Source organism: Cobetia sp. BMC6 (assembly GCF_029991385.1).
GTDB lineage: Bacteria > Pseudomonadota > Gammaproteobacteria > Pseudomonadales > Halomonadaceae > Cobetia.
Genome location: NZ_JAKUMF010000003.1, coordinates 55,008 through 72,436 on the forward strand (window position 1 = coordinate 55,008; position 17,429 = coordinate 72,436).

14 protein-coding genes are annotated in these 17,429 nt (G+C 61.7%); 12 read left to right on the forward strand and 2 right to left on the reverse strand.

Annotation, left to right across the window (positions count from 1 at the left end):
• Positions 1-74 precede the first annotated feature (74 nt).
• Positions 75-824, reverse strand: coding sequence for a cation diffusion facilitator family transporter (locus tag MKZ40_RS07680; RefSeq protein WP_153635929.1), 750 nt, complete (start codon positions 822-824; stop codon positions 75-77).
• Positions 825-1,008: 184 nt separating this feature from the next.
• Between MKZ40_RS07680 and MKZ40_RS07685 the strand changes: the two genes are divergently transcribed.
• From MKZ40_RS07685 to MKZ40_RS07705, 5 genes are all read left to right on the forward strand, one after another.
• The gene (locus tag MKZ40_RS07685) at positions 1,009-1,404 is read left to right on the forward strand and encodes a helix-turn-helix domain-containing protein (RefSeq protein ID WP_175090112.1); all 396 of its coding nucleotides are present in this window, start codon (positions 1,009-1,011) and stop codon (positions 1,402-1,404) included.
• A gap of 168 nt (positions 1,405-1,572) precedes the next feature.
• Positions 1,573-3,162 (forward strand): peptide chain release factor 3, encoded by a 1,590-nt coding sequence (locus MKZ40_RS07690; protein ID WP_175090113.1) that lies wholly within the window; start codon positions 1,573-1,575, stop codon positions 3,160-3,162.
• A gap of 388 nt (positions 3,163-3,550) precedes the next feature.
• On the forward strand, positions 3,551-4,033 hold the full coding sequence (gene mscL / locus MKZ40_RS07695; RefSeq protein ID WP_175090114.1) for a large conductance mechanosensitive channel protein MscL: 483 nt from the start codon (positions 3,551-3,553) through the stop codon (positions 4,031-4,033).
• A 139-nt stretch (positions 4,034-4,172) separates the two neighbouring features.
• Complete coding sequence (locus MKZ40_RS07700; protein WP_175090115.1) at positions 4,173-4,940, forward strand: TatD family hydrolase; 768 nt, start codon at positions 4,173-4,175, stop codon at positions 4,938-4,940.
• Between the two features lie 74 nt (positions 4,941-5,014).
• Entirely contained in the window at positions 5,015-7,858 is a 2,844-nt protein-coding gene (locus tag MKZ40_RS07705; protein ID WP_175090116.1) for an EAL domain-containing protein, read from the forward strand.
• Positions 7,859-7,981: 123 nt separating this feature from the next.
• Here the strand turns inward: MKZ40_RS07705 and MKZ40_RS07710 are convergent, their stop codons facing one another.
• A complete protein-coding gene (locus MKZ40_RS07710; protein ID WP_254627135.1) occupies positions 7,982-9,103 on the reverse strand; it encodes a folate-binding protein in 1,122 nt (373 codons plus the stop codon).
• Between the two features lie 284 nt (positions 9,104-9,387).
• On the opposite strand from MKZ40_RS07710, the gene MKZ40_RS07715 reads away from it, so the two are divergent.
• The 7 genes from MKZ40_RS07715 (at position 9,388) to livG (ending at position 17,393) form a co-directional block, all read left to right on the forward strand.
• Positions 9,388-9,579 carry a hypothetical protein gene (locus MKZ40_RS07715; protein WP_153635924.1) on the forward strand — a complete coding sequence of 64 codons (192 nt, stop codon included), beginning with the start codon at positions 9,388-9,390 and terminating at the stop codon, positions 9,577-9,579.
• Between the two features lie 87 nt (positions 9,580-9,666).
• Positions 9,667-10,101 carry an OsmC family protein gene (locus MKZ40_RS07720; protein ID WP_175090117.1) on the forward strand — a complete coding sequence of 145 codons (435 nt, stop codon included), beginning with the start codon at positions 9,667-9,669 and terminating at the stop codon, positions 10,099-10,101.
• Between the two features lie 66 nt (positions 10,102-10,167).
• The gene (gene uvrB / locus MKZ40_RS07725; protein ID WP_175090118.1) at positions 10,168-12,195 is read left to right on the forward strand and encodes an excinuclease ABC subunit UvrB; all 2,028 of its coding nucleotides are present in this window, start codon (positions 10,168-10,170) and stop codon (positions 12,193-12,195) included.
• Between the two features lie 687 nt (positions 12,196-12,882).
• On the forward strand, positions 12,883-13,986 hold the full coding sequence (locus tag MKZ40_RS07730) for a branched-chain amino acid ABC transporter substrate-binding protein (protein ID WP_153635921.1): 1,104 nt from the start codon (positions 12,883-12,885) through the stop codon (positions 13,984-13,986).
• Positions 13,987-14,279: 293 nt separating this feature from the next.
• Complete coding sequence (gene livH, locus MKZ40_RS07735; protein ID WP_043336883.1) at positions 14,280-15,200, forward strand: high-affinity branched-chain amino acid ABC transporter permease LivH; 921 nt, start codon at positions 14,280-14,282, stop codon at positions 15,198-15,200.
• Positions 15,200-16,525 carry a high-affinity branched-chain amino acid ABC transporter permease LivM gene (gene livM / locus MKZ40_RS07740; protein WP_153635920.1) on the forward strand — a complete coding sequence of 442 codons (1,326 nt, stop codon included), beginning with the start codon at positions 15,200-15,202 and terminating at the stop codon, positions 16,523-16,525. Before livH ends, livM begins: the two co-directional genes overlap by 1 nt.
• 112 nt (positions 16,526-16,637) lie before the next feature.
• On the forward strand, positions 16,638-17,393 hold the full coding sequence (gene livG, locus MKZ40_RS07745; protein WP_263643040.1) for a high-affinity branched-chain amino acid ABC transporter ATP-binding protein LivG: 756 nt from the start codon (positions 16,638-16,640) through the stop codon (positions 17,391-17,393).
• Positions 17,394-17,429 lie beyond the last annotated feature (36 nt).

A 17,429-nucleotide genomic window follows, 5' to 3' on the forward strand; every position in this document is an offset into this window, starting at 1 on the left:
ACACGAAAGCGCCCCGTCGGTACCGACGGGGCGCTTTCGTGTTGCTGGCAGTCATGGGTCAGCGACGTCGTGCTTCAACCACAGCGCTTGCTGGAGCAGCAACTGCTGGCGTGAGATTGCTCAAGCACTACCGCAGCCGTCGGCGGGGTGCAACAGCTGCTGGTGTTGGAAGCGTCCTGGTCGTCAGGTATCTGATCGTTCTCGGCCTCTCTGGCCTCGCGCAGTTCTTCACGCGCATCGCGAATCACCTGCCAGGCGGACTGCAGGAAGAGTGCGGCAATCGCCGCCCCCAGCAGCACGTCCGGCCAGCGGGAGCCTGTCCAGCCCACCAGTATCGCGGCCCCGAAGACCGAGGCATTGGCGATGATGTCATTGCGTGAGCACAGCCAGGTGGAGCGCATGTTGAGATCATCCGACTTGAAGCGCCACAGCAGGCCGAAGCAGATGAGATTTACGACCAGTGCCAGCAGGGCGAAGACGCCCATGCCGTGGGCGGCCGGTGCCACTCCATTGAGGGCTTGGTAGCCTGCTTCGCCAAAAACGATCAGGCCTAGCGACAGCATCACGATGCCCTTGATCAGCGCACTCATTGCGCGTTCACGCACACTGCGGTGCAGGACATAGAGAGTCAGGGCGTAAACGCTGGCATCGCCGAACATGTCGAGGGAATCCCCCAGCAGCGCGGTGGAACCCAGCCACCAGGCCGCGGTGAATTCGACGAAGAACATGCTGGCATTCAGCGCCAGCAGAATCTTCAGGACCTTGCCCTGTGAGGCTCTGAGCTCTGCCAGCTCGCCGGATTTACTTTCGCAACAGCTTTTCATGGGTCTTGGCCTCCTGTCGTGTTGATGACAGCATGGAGGTTATAGTCACTATAAGGTCAAGTCGGCTGATGAAACGGTTGATGCATCGACATGCGACACACGGCGAGAGGAGAAGTCATCGATGACCGCAAGAGATTTCGCACGGAGAGGGGAATCGTTCACGTCATCGCACGGCGAGGTGACGATGGGCATCGGCCAACTGGCCAAGGCGTCTGATGTCCAGGCGGTGACGATCCGCTACTACGAGAAGCAGGGGCTGTTGGCCCCGATGCGACGCGCGTCCAATGGCTATCGTGAGTATGGCAATGCACAGCTCAGGCGTCTGACCTTCATCCGCCGTTGTCGGAGGCTGGGGTTTTCGCTGGATGACATCCGCGCCTTGCTGGGCCTGGCGGACCAGCAGTCCTTGCCGTGCGATCAGATAGACGCGCGCATCGAGGCGCAGCTGGTCGAGGTGCGCAAGCGTCAGCGCGACCTCGCCGTCATGGAGGAAGAGTTGCAGCGCCTGACGCACTGCTGTGCCGGCGGGGTGATGGCACAGTGCCATATCGTTGAGACACTGTCTGAGGTCGAGGAGTAAGGCCTTGGCATTTTCGCGCGCGTAGGGATGATCGAAGGCGTGTAGATCACGCTCGCCTCTGTTGCCGCGCCGCGCCAGCCGCTACAATGCGCGCCATTCGTCTTGTTCTGCTATTCACCCAACAGTGCGCGCGGCGTGCCTCACGTCGGGCCGGATGCCTTTCAGCTCATGTCAGATTCCCAGATTGCCAAGGCGGCGGATGTGCGCCGTACATTCGCCATCATCTCTCACCCGGATGCCGGTAAGACCACCATCACCGAGAAGCTGCTGCTGTTCGGGAATGCCATCCAGATGGCCGGCTCGGTCAAGAGCAAGCGGGCCGATCGCCACGCGACCTCCGACTGGATGAAGATGGAGCAGGAGCGTGGTATCTCCGTGACCACCTCCGTGATGCAGTTCCCCTACAAGGACCGCATGGTCAATCTGCTGGATACCCCCGGGCACGAGGACTTCTCCGAAGATACCTACCGGACGCTGACTGCCGTCGACTCGGCGCTGATGGTCATCGATGGCGCCAAGGGTGTCGAGGACCGCACCATCAAGCTGATGGAAGTCTGCCGCCTGCGCACCACGCCGATTCTGACCTTCGTCAACAAGATGGACCGCGAGACGCGTGATCCCATCGAGGTGATGGATGAAGTCGAGACGGTACTCAACATCCAGTGCGCGCCGATGACCTGGCCGATCGGCGTCGGCAAGGGCTTCAAGGGCGTCTATCATCTGCTCAATGACGAGATCCATCTCTACAAGCAGGGCCAGGGCAACCGCATTCCCGACGACGTGCGCATCAAGGGCCTCGACAGCCCCGAAGCCATCGAAGTGCTGGGCGAGGACCTGATCGAAGAGCTGAGCATGGAGGTCGAGCTGGTGCGAGGCGCCTCTCACGAGTTCGATCTCGAGGCCTATCGTCGCGGTGAGCTGACGCCGGTCTACTTCGGTACTGCCATGGGCAACTTCGGCGTGCGCGAGATGCTCGACGGCTTCGTCGAATATGCCCCGCCCCCCCAGCCGCGCGATACCGATACCCGCGAAGTCACGGCCCACGATGACCGCTTCACCGGTTTCGTGTTCAAGATCCAGGCCAATATGGACCCGAAGCACCGTGACCGTGTCGCCTTCCTGCGTGTCTGCTCCGGCAAGTACGAGAAGAACATGAAGATGCGCCATGTGCGCATCAACAAGGACGTCAAGATTCCCGACGCCTTGACCTTCATGGCGGCGGACCGCTCCCACGTGGAAGAAGCCTGGCCGGGCGATATCATCGGCCTCCACAACCACGGTACCATCCAGATCGGTGATACCTTCACCATCGGCGAGGACATGCGCTTCACTGGCATTCCGCACTTCGCGCCGGAACTTTTCAAGCGCGTGCGCCTTAAGGACCCGCTGAAGATGAAGGCGCTGCAGAAGGGCCTGCAGCAGCTCTCCGAAGAGGGCGCGACCCAGGTCTTCCAGCCGTTCGACAACAACGACCTGATCGTCGGTGCCGTCGGTACGCTGCAGTTTGACGTGGTCGCTCACCGCCTGAAGGAAGAGTACAAGGTCGAGTGCATCTATGAGGCGATCAACGTGCAGACCGCACGCTGGATCTACTGCGATGACACCAAGATGCTGGAAGACTTCAAACGCAAGGCCAGTGCCAACCTGGCTTACGACGGCGGCGGCTGGCTGACCTACATCGCGCCGACCCGCGTCAACCTGCAGCTGACCCAGGAACGCTGGCCGGACATCACCTTCCGTGCGACCCGTGAGCACTGAGAAAGTTGCCACAGCGGCGCTGCCGCAACGGCGTTGCCTCAATGGCGTTGCCCTAGCGGCGATGTAGTAATGGCGCTGCCACAGCGACGCTGCGATAGCGAGACTGTCGATCACGTCATGAAGAACGCCACCCCGAGGGGTGGCGTTTTTTGTGTCCAGATATGCGTGTAACCCTACGTTTACACAGCCAACTCATGGCGCGGCATCAGCACGGCATAATGTTTGGGTCATGTTGTCTTGCTGGCATCCGTGTGATGAAGCTTGCTGGGGCGAAGGTCGGTAGGGCGCAGACAATGACAACAACAATGGCGTGGAATGTGTCTCAGTGCGGGCCATGCATGATGCGTGGCAATTCACCGGATGGTTAGCGAGTGACAGGAGATGACAGATGTCCGGATTCATGCAGGAATTTCGTGATTTTGCCGTCAAGGGTAACGTCGTCGACATGGCCGTCGGCATCATCATCGGCGGGGCATTCACACTGATCGTCAAGAGTCTGGTGGGGGACATGCTCAACCCGCTGATCGGGCTGCTGATCGGGGGAGTCGATTTCTCGAATTTCTTCATCGTGCTCAAGGAAGGCGCTCAGGCTGCCCCCTATGCCAGCCTGGATGCCGCGAAGGAAGCGGGAGCCGTGACGCTGAATTATGGCTTGTTCATCAATGCCATCATCAGTTTTGCGCTGGTGGCGCTGGCGGTCTTCGTGTTGATCCGCCAGATCAACAAGCTCAAGAAGGAAGCCGAGGAAGCGCCCGAAGAGGTCACCGACAAGGATTGCCCGTATTGCCTTTCCAGGGTGCCGCTGGCGGCGACCCGTTGTGGTCATTGCACCTCCGAACTGGCGTCGGCAGCGCCGGTGGAGGCGGCCTAGGCCATCTGCGCCAGTCACGACCACTAACAAGCAATATCGACACTTGTCCACAAGGGACCGGCCACCAGGCCGGTCCCTTCGTTTGTTTGACACACGCTGATATAGCACGATGGCTGTACGACCATCCCTGGGAGATTCCATGCTGATCGACAGCCATTGCCATCTGGATTTCGCTGACTTCACGCCGGATCGTGAGGCGGTCATCGCGCGTGCCGAGCATGAAGACGTCTCGGCCTTCGTGGTGCCCGCCACCACGGTGGCAAGCTTCCCGGCAGTGCTGGCGCTGGCGGGTTCATCGGCGCGTATGTTCGGTGCCCTGGGGTTGCATCCCTATTTTCTGTCCGAGCATGGCGATGACGCGCTGGCGTCGCTTCATCAGGCTCTCGACCAGCATGCTGGCAAGATCGTCGCGTTGGGAGAATGTGGCTTCGATACGCGATTGGCCGATCATGACGCCCAATGGCAGCTGTTCGAGTCCCAGCTGAGCATGGCACGCGAATTCTCCTTGCCTGTCATCGTGCACTGCGTGCGCGCCAACGACGAAGTGGCCAAGCGCCTCAAGCAGGCACGACTCACCCGTGGCGGCATCATCCATGCCTTCGCGGGCAGTCAGGTGCAGGCACAGCGCTTTCTCGAGCTTGGCTTTGTGCTGGGGCTGGGCGGCAGCGTGACCTACCCGCGTGCCAACAAGCTGCGCGGAGTGGTGGCGTCACTGCCCGACGATGGCTTCGTTCTGGAAACCGATAGCCCCGACATGCCGCTGTGCGGGTTTCAGGGCCAGCGCAATGAGCCATCGCGAGTGGCGAAGGTCGCGGACGTGGTGGCGGAGCTCCGCTCGAGCAGTCGCCACGATATCGCGTTATCCACCACGACGAATGTGCAGCGTATTCTTCAACTGAACGTCTGATCTAGACTGACCTCAAAGGCCAGGTGACAGCCTGCCGACCCGGTTCAGGAGGTCGCCTCATCATCGGTAAATCAATGTCAGATTCTTCAGCACCGCGTTCCTCCTCTCGTGTGTCGTCACATGAGTCCTCTGCTGTCTTCGCGCACGCCTTCCTGCCTGCTGGCCCCCGCTATCGGATGTACCTGCTGCCGCTGCTGTTGCTGGCGGCATTGCTGGCCACCGCCTGGTTGACGGCCAGCCAGATCACGCAATCCCGCGAGGCGGATCATGAATCCGACAGGCAGCGGCTGGCCTTGTGGATCAGGAGTGAACAGCGCCTGCTCGAGGGGCAGTTGCAGGAAAACGGCTACTGGGAAGAAGCCGTGACTAGGTTTCTGCGCGAGCCCAAGCTCGACACGACCTGGCTTGAGTACATGTATGGCCCCGAATTCGCCATCAATACCGGCATACATCTGATCTCTGCGGTGCGTGGCGATGGCCAGGTGGTAGCCTGGGTCCAGCACAACGCCGGATCGCCGGGGGCCGACTGGCTGGGCAAGCAGCCGGTGAGCTGGCGACGTGCGCTCGCCCCCGTCATGCAGGTTGCCCGTCAGTCACCGACGCAGCCTCAGCTGGCCTGGTTGATCGTCGACCACCAGCCATGGCTGATCGGCGTGCAGGGGCTCTACGAGGATGAGGAGGCCTTGCCACCGCGAGACGAGCAGGGGTTGTTGATACTGGGCATGCCGCTCACGGCAGACCTGCTCGATGAGCAGGCGGCCGTACTGGGCTTGAAGGGTCTGCAGGTGGTCAGCAATGCCATGCCACAGCCCATCGCGACGCAGCAGGTCTGCGTGGCCTTGCCGGCGTCCGGCCGTGCCGATCGCTACAACCATGCCAAGGCCTGCTGGCAGAATGAAAACCGCGTCGCTCAGTTGCTGCAGGAGATGGGCGCTCCGCTGGCGGTGTTGCTGTTGATCATTTTGCTTGCGGGCATGGGGACCATCGGCATGTTGGTGCGCGACAGTCGGCGCCGCAGAGCGAGCCAGGCCTATGGCGCCTATCTCGAGCATCAATACCAGCGCCACAGCATCCTCAACCAGCAATTCCTGAGCGCCCCCTATGAAACCCACACGCCGCAGAATGCGCGAGCGTCTCTCACCCGGTATCTGCAGCGCGTGCGCGAGATGCTGGGAGCAGAGATCATCCTCTATCGGCGTGAGGTGGGAAACCCCAACGCTGGCTACCTGATCCTGCAGAGTCACGATGAGCGTGAGTGGTTGAGTGAGGAATCGTTGCGGCATGATCCTCTCTGGCGCCTGCCGGTGGGACGCGTGTGCGTGTCAGCCGATGATCGCTCGCGGCGCGAAGGCGATGGGAGCGTCGACAGGAATGCCAATGAGCCGAATGACCGCGCGCTGCTGCTGTGCCAGCGACTGGGTGCCAGCCAGCTGATGGGGTATTCGGTCTCGCCGCATCCCGGGCGCAGCGAATCGCTGCTGGTGGCCAGTCGTGGCCACCAACTCAATCCCACCGAGATGATGCCGTTGCTGGACATGACCCTCGATACGCTGGTGGTACGAGGATTGGAGCAGGAACGCGTGCTGCTCCAGCACCAGTTGCTCGAGGAGCGCGAGACGGATCTCGATACCGGCCTGCTCAGCCGTGAAGGCATGCTGCGCCTGATCAAGGTGCGGATTGATCAGCTGGGTGAGGTCGCGCCGATGGAGGGCTTCGTGCTGATGGCGCTGCGGATTGGCGGTTTGCAGGTGCTCTATGATCATGCCGGCGCCGAGCCGGGCAATCACCAGCTGGAGCAGGTCAAGAAGCGTATCGCTCCCTTGCTGGGGAATTCGGGCGATGTGGCGCGCCTCGAGACCGACAGGCTGCTGATCATGGTCCAGCGCCGGCTGCTGGAAGCGACGCGTGGCGGTATCAGTGGCTGGCTGGACAACCTGCTGAATGCCGTGCGTGACAAGGTCACGCTCAATGATGAGGTGATCTATCTGCAGCCGAGTCTGGGCATCACGCGCTACCCCGAGGATGGCCACCAGGTGGATGCGCTGGTCTATCGCGCCGAGCGTGCCTTGCACGATACCCAGCAGTGCCAACGTGAGTGGCATTTCTTCGATGAGGAGGCGGAGCGTGAGTTGCGTCGCCTCAAGCAGCTGGAGGCCGAGTTCACCGTCGCGCTGCGTGAGAATCAGCTCAGGCTCTTCGTGCAGCCGATCGTCGATGGGCGTAGCGGCCGCTTGCAGCTGTCGGAGGCGTTGATTCGCTGGCAGCACCCCGAACATGGCTTGATGGGCTCGGCGGATTTCATGGCGATCGTCGAGTCCGCACGCCTGGATGTCGCGCTGGGGCGCTGGGTGCTCAAGGAAAGCATCGCGACCTTGATGCGCGTCCACGAAAGCGGCCATGAGTTGCATCTGAGCGTCAACGTGACCGTGCGCCACATGATGGACAAGCGCTTCCTGTCAGACCTGGAAATGTTGTTCCGGCATCCGGAGCTGTGTGAGCGCCTGACGCTTGAGCTGGTCGAGAGCCAGCTGCCGGATGACATCCAGGCACTCGCCGTGCTGTTCCAGACCATCCGGGCTCACGGCGTGGCATTGGCATTGGACGATTTCGGTACGGGCTACTCCTCGCTGTCACAGCTTCAGCAGTTGCCGTTCGACAAGCTCAAGATCGATCGCCAGTTCGTGATGGCGCTTGGCTCCAGCAAGGGGCAGGCCATGATCGAAGCAATGCTGGGCCTGGCGGAGGCTTTCCATCTTGCGGTGGTAGCAGAAGGTATCGAGACGCCAGAGCAGCGGGCGGAATTGCTCGCACATGGCTGTTCGCTGCATCAGGGCTATCTCTATGCACGACCGATGCCGGTGCAGGAGCTGATCGAGCACCTTATCGCAGGGGATGGCTGGCTGCCGGAAGGGCTGTAAGGGCTGTGAGCCCCGGCAGGCGCCTGAAATCAGCAATCCCGACTGTCAAAAGCCCCGCACCTTGGCACGCGCGGGGCTTTCTTTTGGTGTCTGGGAAGCAATCAGTGCTTCAAACCGTACCCTTCAGCCCTTGAGCTGCTCCGGGTCGCGACGCTCGACGGCATAGGGCAGTGCGCTGCGCTCAAGCTCGGTGCCATCTTCTAATGCCAACGCGATCTCTTCATCACGCAGGCTGATCACGGCCAGCAGCTCCAGGCGTCCCTGCTCATCATGGGCTGCCTGCAGCACCTCGCCAAGGGACTTGCCATCGGGAGATGTGACCTTGCTGCCCACCGCCGGCAAATCGGCCGGCTGCATTGTCGTCAGGCGTTGCAGGCGCTTCTTGACCTGACCGCGGAAGTGGGCACGTGCCACGACTTCCTGACCGGTATAGCAGCCTTTCTTGAAGCTGATCGCGGCGAGGGCTTCCAGATTGAGCATCTGCGGCAGCCAGCTGTCAGTCTGCGCGGAAGTGACCCACTGCAGACCGGCGCGAATATCTTCCAGGCGCCAGCGGGTTTCGTCGCTGGCGGCCACATCGCGTGCAAAAAGCGCCGTCGCGAGGCTTGCCAGGGTGGCATGCGGGCCGACCAGTATCGCGCGCGGGGTATCGCCTGACGGCTGGCGAGCCAGCGCGCAGGTCTGCGGTTCTTCTTCCTCGCTCGACTGCAGGGGCGACTGGAGAACCGAGCGCATGGCCAGGTCGTACGCGGGCAGAGCCGGTGCCGCCAGGGCGTCGGCACAGGCCGCCAGAGTCTGTTCGCCGAGAAGGCCGAGCACGCTCAGCTCGCACGACACCTCCAGCGTCACCCTGTAGAAGGGCGCGAACTTGGCCAGATGGGCGCGCAGCGGTTCGGCGGTGCCAGCCGGCATCACCAGCCACAGGCGCTCTTCGCTGACGCGCAGCAGCTGAGCCATGGCCAGAATGCGCCCCTTCGGTGTGCAGAAGGTCGTCAGCGGCGCCAGCTCGCCATCGACCAGACTCAGCTGCTGTGAGGTCTGCCCCTGCAGAAAGCGTTCGCCATCCTTGCCGCAGACCTCGAGGACTTCGAAATTGCCCAGCGGGGTCAACCCATTTTCGGCCAGGGTGCGGTCAGCTATGCCAGCGATTGGCATGGAGGCATCGTCTGGCTCACCCAGCGTCAGGCGGCCGTCCTCGCCGAGCTGGTAGCCGTGGTCTTGCATCAGGGTCTTGAAGGGATTCATCTACCACCATCCTGTTGCGAAGGAGTGAACTGCCGGTGGCGCTCTGGCAACCATGCGGCATGTCGGATGCCCGCATTGTCACGCGCCAGCTGGCGGCTGTCAGCCCCTTGTGCCTCAAGTGGCAGTAAAAGAACGGGCAAATCTGGGCTCCCGTCCTGCCAGGCGTTTCTGCGGCCTGGCTTGCGAAGCGTCTGCTCCGCGCTGACTGCCAGGCAACCGTGCTATTCTTGACGGCTGCAATGCGCCGCGGCGCCCCTTTTTTACCGCATGACAGGAATGACACGATGGCCAGTTTTTCTCTTACTTTGATCGGCGTCGAGAGCGTCAAGGACGTCAACAAGGTCACCACGGCGCTGATGATGATGGATGGCGTCAAGGAAGCCGAGGTCGGGCGTGGCTTTGCCGAAGTCGACGGTCAGGTGCGTTATGACGCGCTGGTCAAGGCGGTCGAGAAGGCCGGTTACAAGGTCAAGTGACCGCAGTGCGGTGACGCTGGACAGGCGGCGAGCAGGCAACGTCTCATGAGCGGGATCACGGACAGATCAGCGACAGGGAGGTGACGAATGAGCATCGAGGTAATCAGCCGTCGGTCAGGCAGTTTCGTGCAGCGGGTACAGGTCGCTAGCTTTGATGAGTTGCTGGTCGATGTGCCGGCGGTGGTCGGTGGCGACGAGAGCGCTCCGGACCCGCATGACTACTTCGACCTGTCGCTGGGGGCCTGCAAGTCGATCACCGTGCAGATGTACGCAAGGCGCAAGGGCTTGCCGCTGGCGGGGATCACCACCACGGTGGACCGGGACGACAGCGACGAGCGCCGTGGCAGCGACAGCGAATACCGCCTCACGGTCAGCATGCAGTTTCTGGCCGAGGAGGGCCATGAGCTGGACGCCGAGACGCGCGCGCGTCTGATCGAGATCTCCGAGCGTTGCCCCATCCATCGCCTGATGACCAGCACCCGGGTCTTGGTGACCAGTCGAGAAGCGCCCGCGAGCGAATGATGCCGCTGGGCAATCATCTGCCTGTCGTCAGTTGAAGACCTGACTGACTGCCACCATTGAGAGCGCATGAGCAAATCATTTCGCATCGATTCCAAGTTTCAGCCGGCCGGTGACCAACCGGCGGCCATCGAGAAGCTGATCACCGGCCTGGACGCGGGTCTGGCGCATCAGACCCTCCTGGGCGTGACCGGCTCCGGCAAGACCTTCACGGTGGCCAACATCGTGGAGCGTCTGCAGCGCCCGGCCATCGTCATGGCCCCCAACAAGACGCTGGCGGCACAGCTGTACGGCGAGTTCAAGTCGTTCTTCCCCGACAACGCCGTCGAATATTTCGTCTCCTATTACGATTACTATCAGCCCGAAGCCTACGTCGCCTCCTCGGACACCTTCATCGAGAAGGATGCCTCGATCAACGACCATATCGAGCAGATGCGCCTGTCGGCGACCAAGGCGCTGCTGGAACGCCGCGATGCGATCATCGTGGTCTCCGTCTCGGCCATCTACGGCCTGGGGGATCCGGATCAATACCTGAAGATGCGCCTGCACTTCAATCGTGGTGAGCAGATCGACCAGCGTGGCTTCCTAAGGCGTCTGGCGGAGCTGCAGTACACTCGCAACGATATGGATTTCCGGCGCGGTACCTATCGGGTGCGTGGCGACGTGATCGACATCTTCCCGGCCGACTCCGAAGAGCAGGCGGTGCGTGTCGAGCTGTTCGATGACGAGATCGATTCCATCCGGCTGTTCGATCCGCTGACCGGTGAAGTAACCGAGTCGGTGCCGCGCATGACCATCTATCCCAAGAGTCACTACGTGACGCCGCGCGAGACCATCGTCGCCGCGGTTGATCGCATCAAGGAAGAACTCGTCGAGCGCCTCGATTACCTGCGCAAGCACGACAAGCTGGTCGAGGCCCAGCGCCTGGAGCAGCGTACCCTCTATGACATCGAGATGATGATGGAGCTGGGCTACTGCAACGGCATCGAGAACTACTCGCGCTATCTGTCGGGGCGTGATCCCGGCAATGCGCCGCCGACCTTCTTCGACTACCTGCCCAAGGATGCACTGGTCTTCATCGACGAGTCTCACGTCAGCGTGCCGCAGGTCGGCGGCATGTACCGCGGTGACCGTTCGCGCAAGGAGACGCTGGTGGAGTACGGCTTCCGCCTGCCGTCGGCCCTCGACAACCGCCCGATGAAATTCGAGGAGTGGGAGAGCATCCTGCCGCAGACGGTATTCGTCTCGGCGACGCCTGGCCCCTATGAGGAAGAACATGCCGGCCAGGTGGTGGAGCAGGTGGTACGTCCAACTGGACTGCTCGATCCGATCATCGAGGTGCGTTCGGCCTCGACCCAGGTCGATGATGTGCTCTCCGAGATCAAGGCGCGCACCCAGGTGGGCGAGCGCGTGCTTATCACCACGCTGACCAAGCGCATGTCGGAAGACTTGACCGAGTATCTGGGCGAGCACGACGTGCGGGTGCGTTATCTGCACTCCGATATCGATACCGTCGAGCGCGTCGAGATCATTCGTGACCTGCGTCTGGGCAAGTTCGATGTGCTGGTCGGCATCAACCTGCTGCGAGAGGGCCTCGATATTCCGGAGGTCTCGCTGGTGGCGATTCTGGATGCCGACAAGGAGGGCTTCCTGCGCTCGGAACGCTCCCTGATCCAGACCATCGGCCGTGCGGCGCGTAATGCCAACGGCAAGGCCATCCTGTACGGGGATCGCATCACCGATTCCATGCAGCGGGCCATCGCCGAGACCGAACGCCGTCGCGAGAAGCAGATGGCCTTCAATGACGAGCACGGCATCACGCCGCGCACCATCACCAAGTCGGTGGCGGATATTATGGAAGGTGCCCAGGCACCGGGCCGCAAGAGCAGCCGTCGCAAGGGCAGCGAGCGTCAGGTGGCGGAAGAGACGCCGGACTACGCCGCGCTGGCGGCCGAAGGTCCTCAGGCGCTTGAAAAGGAGATCAGCCGTCTCGAAGATGCCATGTTTGCCGCGGCCAAGAACCTCGAGTTCGAGGAAGCCGGTCGACTGCGCGACCAGATCAACGACGTCCGCAATCGCCTGATCGCGCTGGGCTGACGCTACTCTCCATCTCCCAGCTTTCGCGTTGCCAAAGGCATTACCCTGCGCGCCCGACGATGTCACCCATCGTCGGGCGCGTGGCGTTCAGGGCTGGCGTGTGCCTGTCTGCAGGCACCCTGGTACCAGCGCGCGGCGGATATGTGTTGCGCAAGCGTCATCAGTGAGTTATCCCGTTATCTTGCCTATGCTTCGCAAATCATCACATGGCAGCTCAGTGCATGGCTCAGGGGCAACCGGTTGCTCGGGGAGGGCGGCAGCATTGCTTCTCTTACAACCTTGGGCGTAGCCGGGCAGGGGGCTGCGGCGCGTCCTGATGGTGCAAGAGGAGAGGGAAATCCTGTTATCCGCGTGTTGGCATGTGCCAATGACTGGCTTTAATCGGGTTTTCCGAGGATTGTCTGGCCATATTGGGAAGCGTGGTGCTTTTCACTATTGGCAGGCTGCCGAGCCGCATTCATAAGCGCCCAAACGGTCACTTTACATGCGTATTCGCTGCTGCCAATAATGCTTTCAAGGCATTCCTGACGTGTCGACCCCCTGCCTGCAGGCTGGCAGCGGCGCACAAGGTCAGCGAATGACAGACACTGTCGCCAGCCTTTTTCGGTCAGCCCAGCGTTGGCACCAGGCGTCAGTCAGGTCTGCCCGGCCGTAGTACAACAATAATCGGGAACAGGAATTCTCATCATGATGCGCAGGTCTCTTCTCGCTCTCGGTATCGCCGCGGCGATGTCCACCCAGGCTCAGGCCGATATCACCATCGCCATGGCAGGCCCTGTCACGGGGCCGGTTGCCCAGTACGGTGACATGCAGTTCATCGGTGCCGAGATGGCCATCGAGCGGATCAATGCCGCCGGTGGCGTCGACGGCGAGATGCTCAAGGGCGTCAAATACGATGACGCCTGTGATCCCAAGCAGGCGGTGGCGGTGGCCAACCAGATCGTCAATGACGGTGTCCAGTACGTGATCGGCCACCTGTGCTCCAGTGCGACCCAGCCGGCCTCGGACATCTACGCCGAGGAAGGCGTGATGATGATCACGGCGGCGTCCACCAGCCCGACCATCACCGAGCAGGGCTATGAGCTGGTCTTCCGCACCATCGGCCTGGATTCCCTGCAGGGGCCGGTCGCCGGGCGCTATATCGCCGAGACGGTCAAGCCCAAGCACATGGCCGTGATCCACGACAAGCAGCAGTACGGGGAAGGCATCGCCACCGGCGTGCGCGATACCGTCGAGGAAGCCGGCATCGATGTGGTGCTGTTCGAGGGCATCACGGCAGGCGACAAGGATTTTTCGGCGCTGATCTCCAAGCTCAAGAAGGAGAATGTCGACTTCGTCTACTACGGCGGCTATCACCCGGAGCTGGGCCTCTTGCTGCGTCAGTCGCGTGAGCTGGGCTTCGATGCACCCTTCATGGGCCCGGAAGGGGTCGGCAATCCGGACATTTCCAAGATCGCCGGTCAGGCCTCCGAAGGGCTTTACGTGACGCTGCCGCCGGCCTTCGAGACAGACCCGAAGAACGCCGATCTGGTCGCGGCCTTCAAGGACAAGGATCAGGACCCCTCCGGGCCATTCGTCATGCCGGCCTACACCGCGGTGGAGCTGATCGCCGATGGCATCAAGGGGGCTGACTCCACCGACCCCTATGACGTCGCCGAATATCTCAAGGCCAACAGCTTTGACACGCCCATCGGCAAGGTCGAATACGACGAGAAGGGCGATCTGAAGGACTTCAACTTCGTCGTCTACAACTGGCACGCCGACGGAACCAAGAGCGAAGCGGCACATTGATCATCGGCTGGCCTCTGCTCGTCTGAGCTCAGCCTTCGCCACGGCCATGTGACATCACATCTGGCACCTCATTTGAGCGATCATTTGAGAGAGTATTTAAGACCTCATGTGGCCGTGGTGGATCACCCCCGAAACGCTTCCCGTCATGCCACCTGGCATGGCGGGCTTCTCCGTTCGGTCGAGTCCACGGTGATGCAACATCGCCGTGCCTTCCCGTTGTCGCCGCACATGCGGCATTTCCCTGACGGTCACCGGCCACAAGCCGACGACAGTCGCGGCCAAGGGTCGTTCCAATGGAAGACATCCTCTACTTCCTGCAACAGGTCATCAATGGCCTGACCATCGGCAGTACCTATGCCTTGATCGCCATCGGCTACACGATGGTCTATGGCATCATCGGCATGATCAATTTCGCCCACGGCGAGATCTACATGATCGGCACCTACGTGACCTTCATCGTCATCGCGGCGCTGGGCATGCTGGGTATCGCCAACCCCTTCTTTCTGATGGCGGCCGCCTTGCTGGTGGCGGTGCTGGTGTCCTGTGCCTACGGCTTTGCCGTGGAGAGGGTGGCCTATCGCCCGGTACGTGGCTCAAAGCGTCTGATCGCGCTGATCTCGGCGATCGGCATGTCGATCTTCCTGCAGAACTACATGCGTCTGGCCCAGGGTTCGCGGGACATGGCGATCTCCAGCCTGATCCCGGGCGGCTGGGAGTTCGGGCTGGAAAGCTTCGCAGTCAATCTCTCCTACATGCAGGTGATCATCTTCAGCGTCACCCTGGTGTGCATGCTGCTGCTGTCGTCCTTCATCTCGCGCTCGCGTCTGGGTCGTGCCTGCCGTGCCTGCTCGCAGGATGCCGGCATGGCGCGTCTGCTGGGCATCAATACCGACATGATCATCTCGATGACCTTCGTGATCGGGGCGGCACTTGCCGCCGTGGCAGGCCTGCTGCTCGGCATGTACTACGGCGTGGTCAATCCCTACATCGGCTTCCTGGCTGGCCTCAAGGCGTTCACGGCGGCGGTGCTGGGCGGTATCGGCAGTATCCCCGGCGCCATGCTGGGTGGCCTGCTGCTGGGCGTCGCGGAGGCGCTGACCGGCGGTTACCTGTCGACTGAATACAAGGACGTGGTGGCCTTCGGACTGCTGATCCTGATTCTGCTGTTCCGTCCCTCCGGGATTCTCGGCAAGCCCGAAGTGGAGAAGATCTGATGCCCAAGCTTGCGAAACAGACTTTGAATACAGCGGGTACCTCACCCGCCGAGACGATTCCGCCACAGCCTTCCTATCGGCGTCCCTGGTGGTCGGCACTTGCGGCCGCCGTGCTGACCCTCGTGCTGGGGGGCTCGGTACTGGGTGTGCAGCTCGAGTCCACCGGCATCACCACCACGGTACGCTTGATGGGCATGGACACCTGGGGATGGTTGCTGGCCGCGGCGCTGGCCGTCTTCCTGCATCAGCTGGTACGTCCGCAGATCGAGGAGTGGCGCGCACGCACGCGCAAACCTTCACGTTTCAGCGTCCCTGATGTCATGAGCGGTCAGAAGCGTCAGCTGTGGATCATGCTGGCCATCGGTGCGTTGCTGATCTTCCCGTTCCTCTCCAACCGCTCGGCGGTGGACCTCGCCACCCTGACGCTGATCTACATCATGCTGGGCCTGGGGCTCAACGTGGTGGTAGGGCTCGCCGGGCTGCTGGATCTCGGCTACGTGGGCTTCTACGCCGTTGGGGCCTATACCTATGCGCTGCTCAACAGCTATCTGGGCTTCAGCTTCTGGGAGGCATTGCCCATCGCCGGATTGATGACGGCGCTGTTCGGCTATCTGCTTGGCTTCCCCGTGCTACGGCTGCGTGGTGACTATCTGGCCATCGTGACGCTGGGCTTCGGCGAGATCATCCGCATCCTGCTCAACAACTGGACCGAGTTGACTGGCGGCCCGAATGGCATCGCGCGCATTCCCAAGCCGACCTTGTTCAATCTCGAGTTCTCGCGGCGGGCCGACGAGGGCAACATCGCCTTCCATGAGTTCTTCGGCATCGACTATGACCCGGCCCTCAAGGTGATCTACCTGTATCTGCTGGCCTTGATTCTGGTGCTGATCACGCTGTTCGTGATCTACCGCTTGCTGCGCATGCCCATCGGGCGGGCGTGGGAGGCGCTGCGCGAGGATGACATCGCCTGTCGCTCGCTGGGGATGAACCCCACCGGTATCAAGCTCTCGGCCTTCACGATCGGTGCGAGCTTCGCCGGTTTCGCCGGTGCCTTCTTCGCTGCGCGTCAGGGTTTCATCAGCCCAGAATCCTTCACCTTCATCGAGTCGGCGATCATTCTGGCCATCGTGGTGCTGGGGGGAATGGGCTCGCAATTGGGTGTGATTCTGGCCGCGATCGCCATGACGCTGTTGCCGGAGCTGGCACGCGAATTCAATGAATATCGCATGCTGCTGTTCGGACTGATGATGGTGCTGATGATGGTATGGCGTCCTCAGGGCCTGGTGCCGCTCAAACGACCGCAGATGGAGCTCGACCGTGGCTGACACACATGATAATCAGGTCTGTGACAAGCAGGTCCACGACAGGCAAGGCCTCGACAAGGCAGCACCAGCCACCTCCTCACATCGTCAGGCGCGCGCCGAGGGTAGGGCACCGTTGCTGGATGTGTGTGACCTCACCATGCAGTTCGGTGGCCTCAAGGCCGTGGATGGGGTGACGCTTCAGGTACATCCGGGGGAGGTGGTGTCGGTCATCGGACCGAATGGTGCAGGCAAGACCACCGTCTTCAACTGCATTTCCGGCTTCTATCAGCCGACTGGCGGCGAGGTGTATTTCCAGAACCGCGCCATGCATCGTCTACCGGGCTACCGAATTGCTCAGGCTGGCATGGTGCGCACCTTCCAGAACGTGCGGTTGTTCAAGGAGATGACCGTCATCGAGAACCTGCTGGTGGCGCAGCACATGCACGCCGAACGCAACCTTCTCAAGGGACTGTTCAAGACGCCGGGCTATCGACGCAGTGAAAAGGCGCTGATGCAGCATGCCGGCGACTGGCTGGAGCGAGTCGGTCTGCTCGAATTCGCCAACCGCGAGGCGGGCAATCTGGCCTATGGCCAGCAGCGTCGGCTCGAGATCGCGCGCTGCATGGTCGCCAGGCCGCGGCTGCTGATGCTGGATGAGCCGGCGGCGGGCCTCAATCCCAATGAAACGCGCGATCTGGATGATCTGATCGTCAGCCTGACCCGCGATGAGGGCATCTCGGTGCTGTTGATCGAGCATGATATGAGTCTGGTAATGGGCATCTCGGACCACATCTACGTGGTCAATCAGGGCCAGCCGCTGGCGGATGGCAGTCCGGAAGACATACGGCGCAATGATGCCGTGATCAAGGCCTATCTGGGGGAAGAGTGATCATGAGTGAGCATGTCGAAGACGTGACACCCGAGG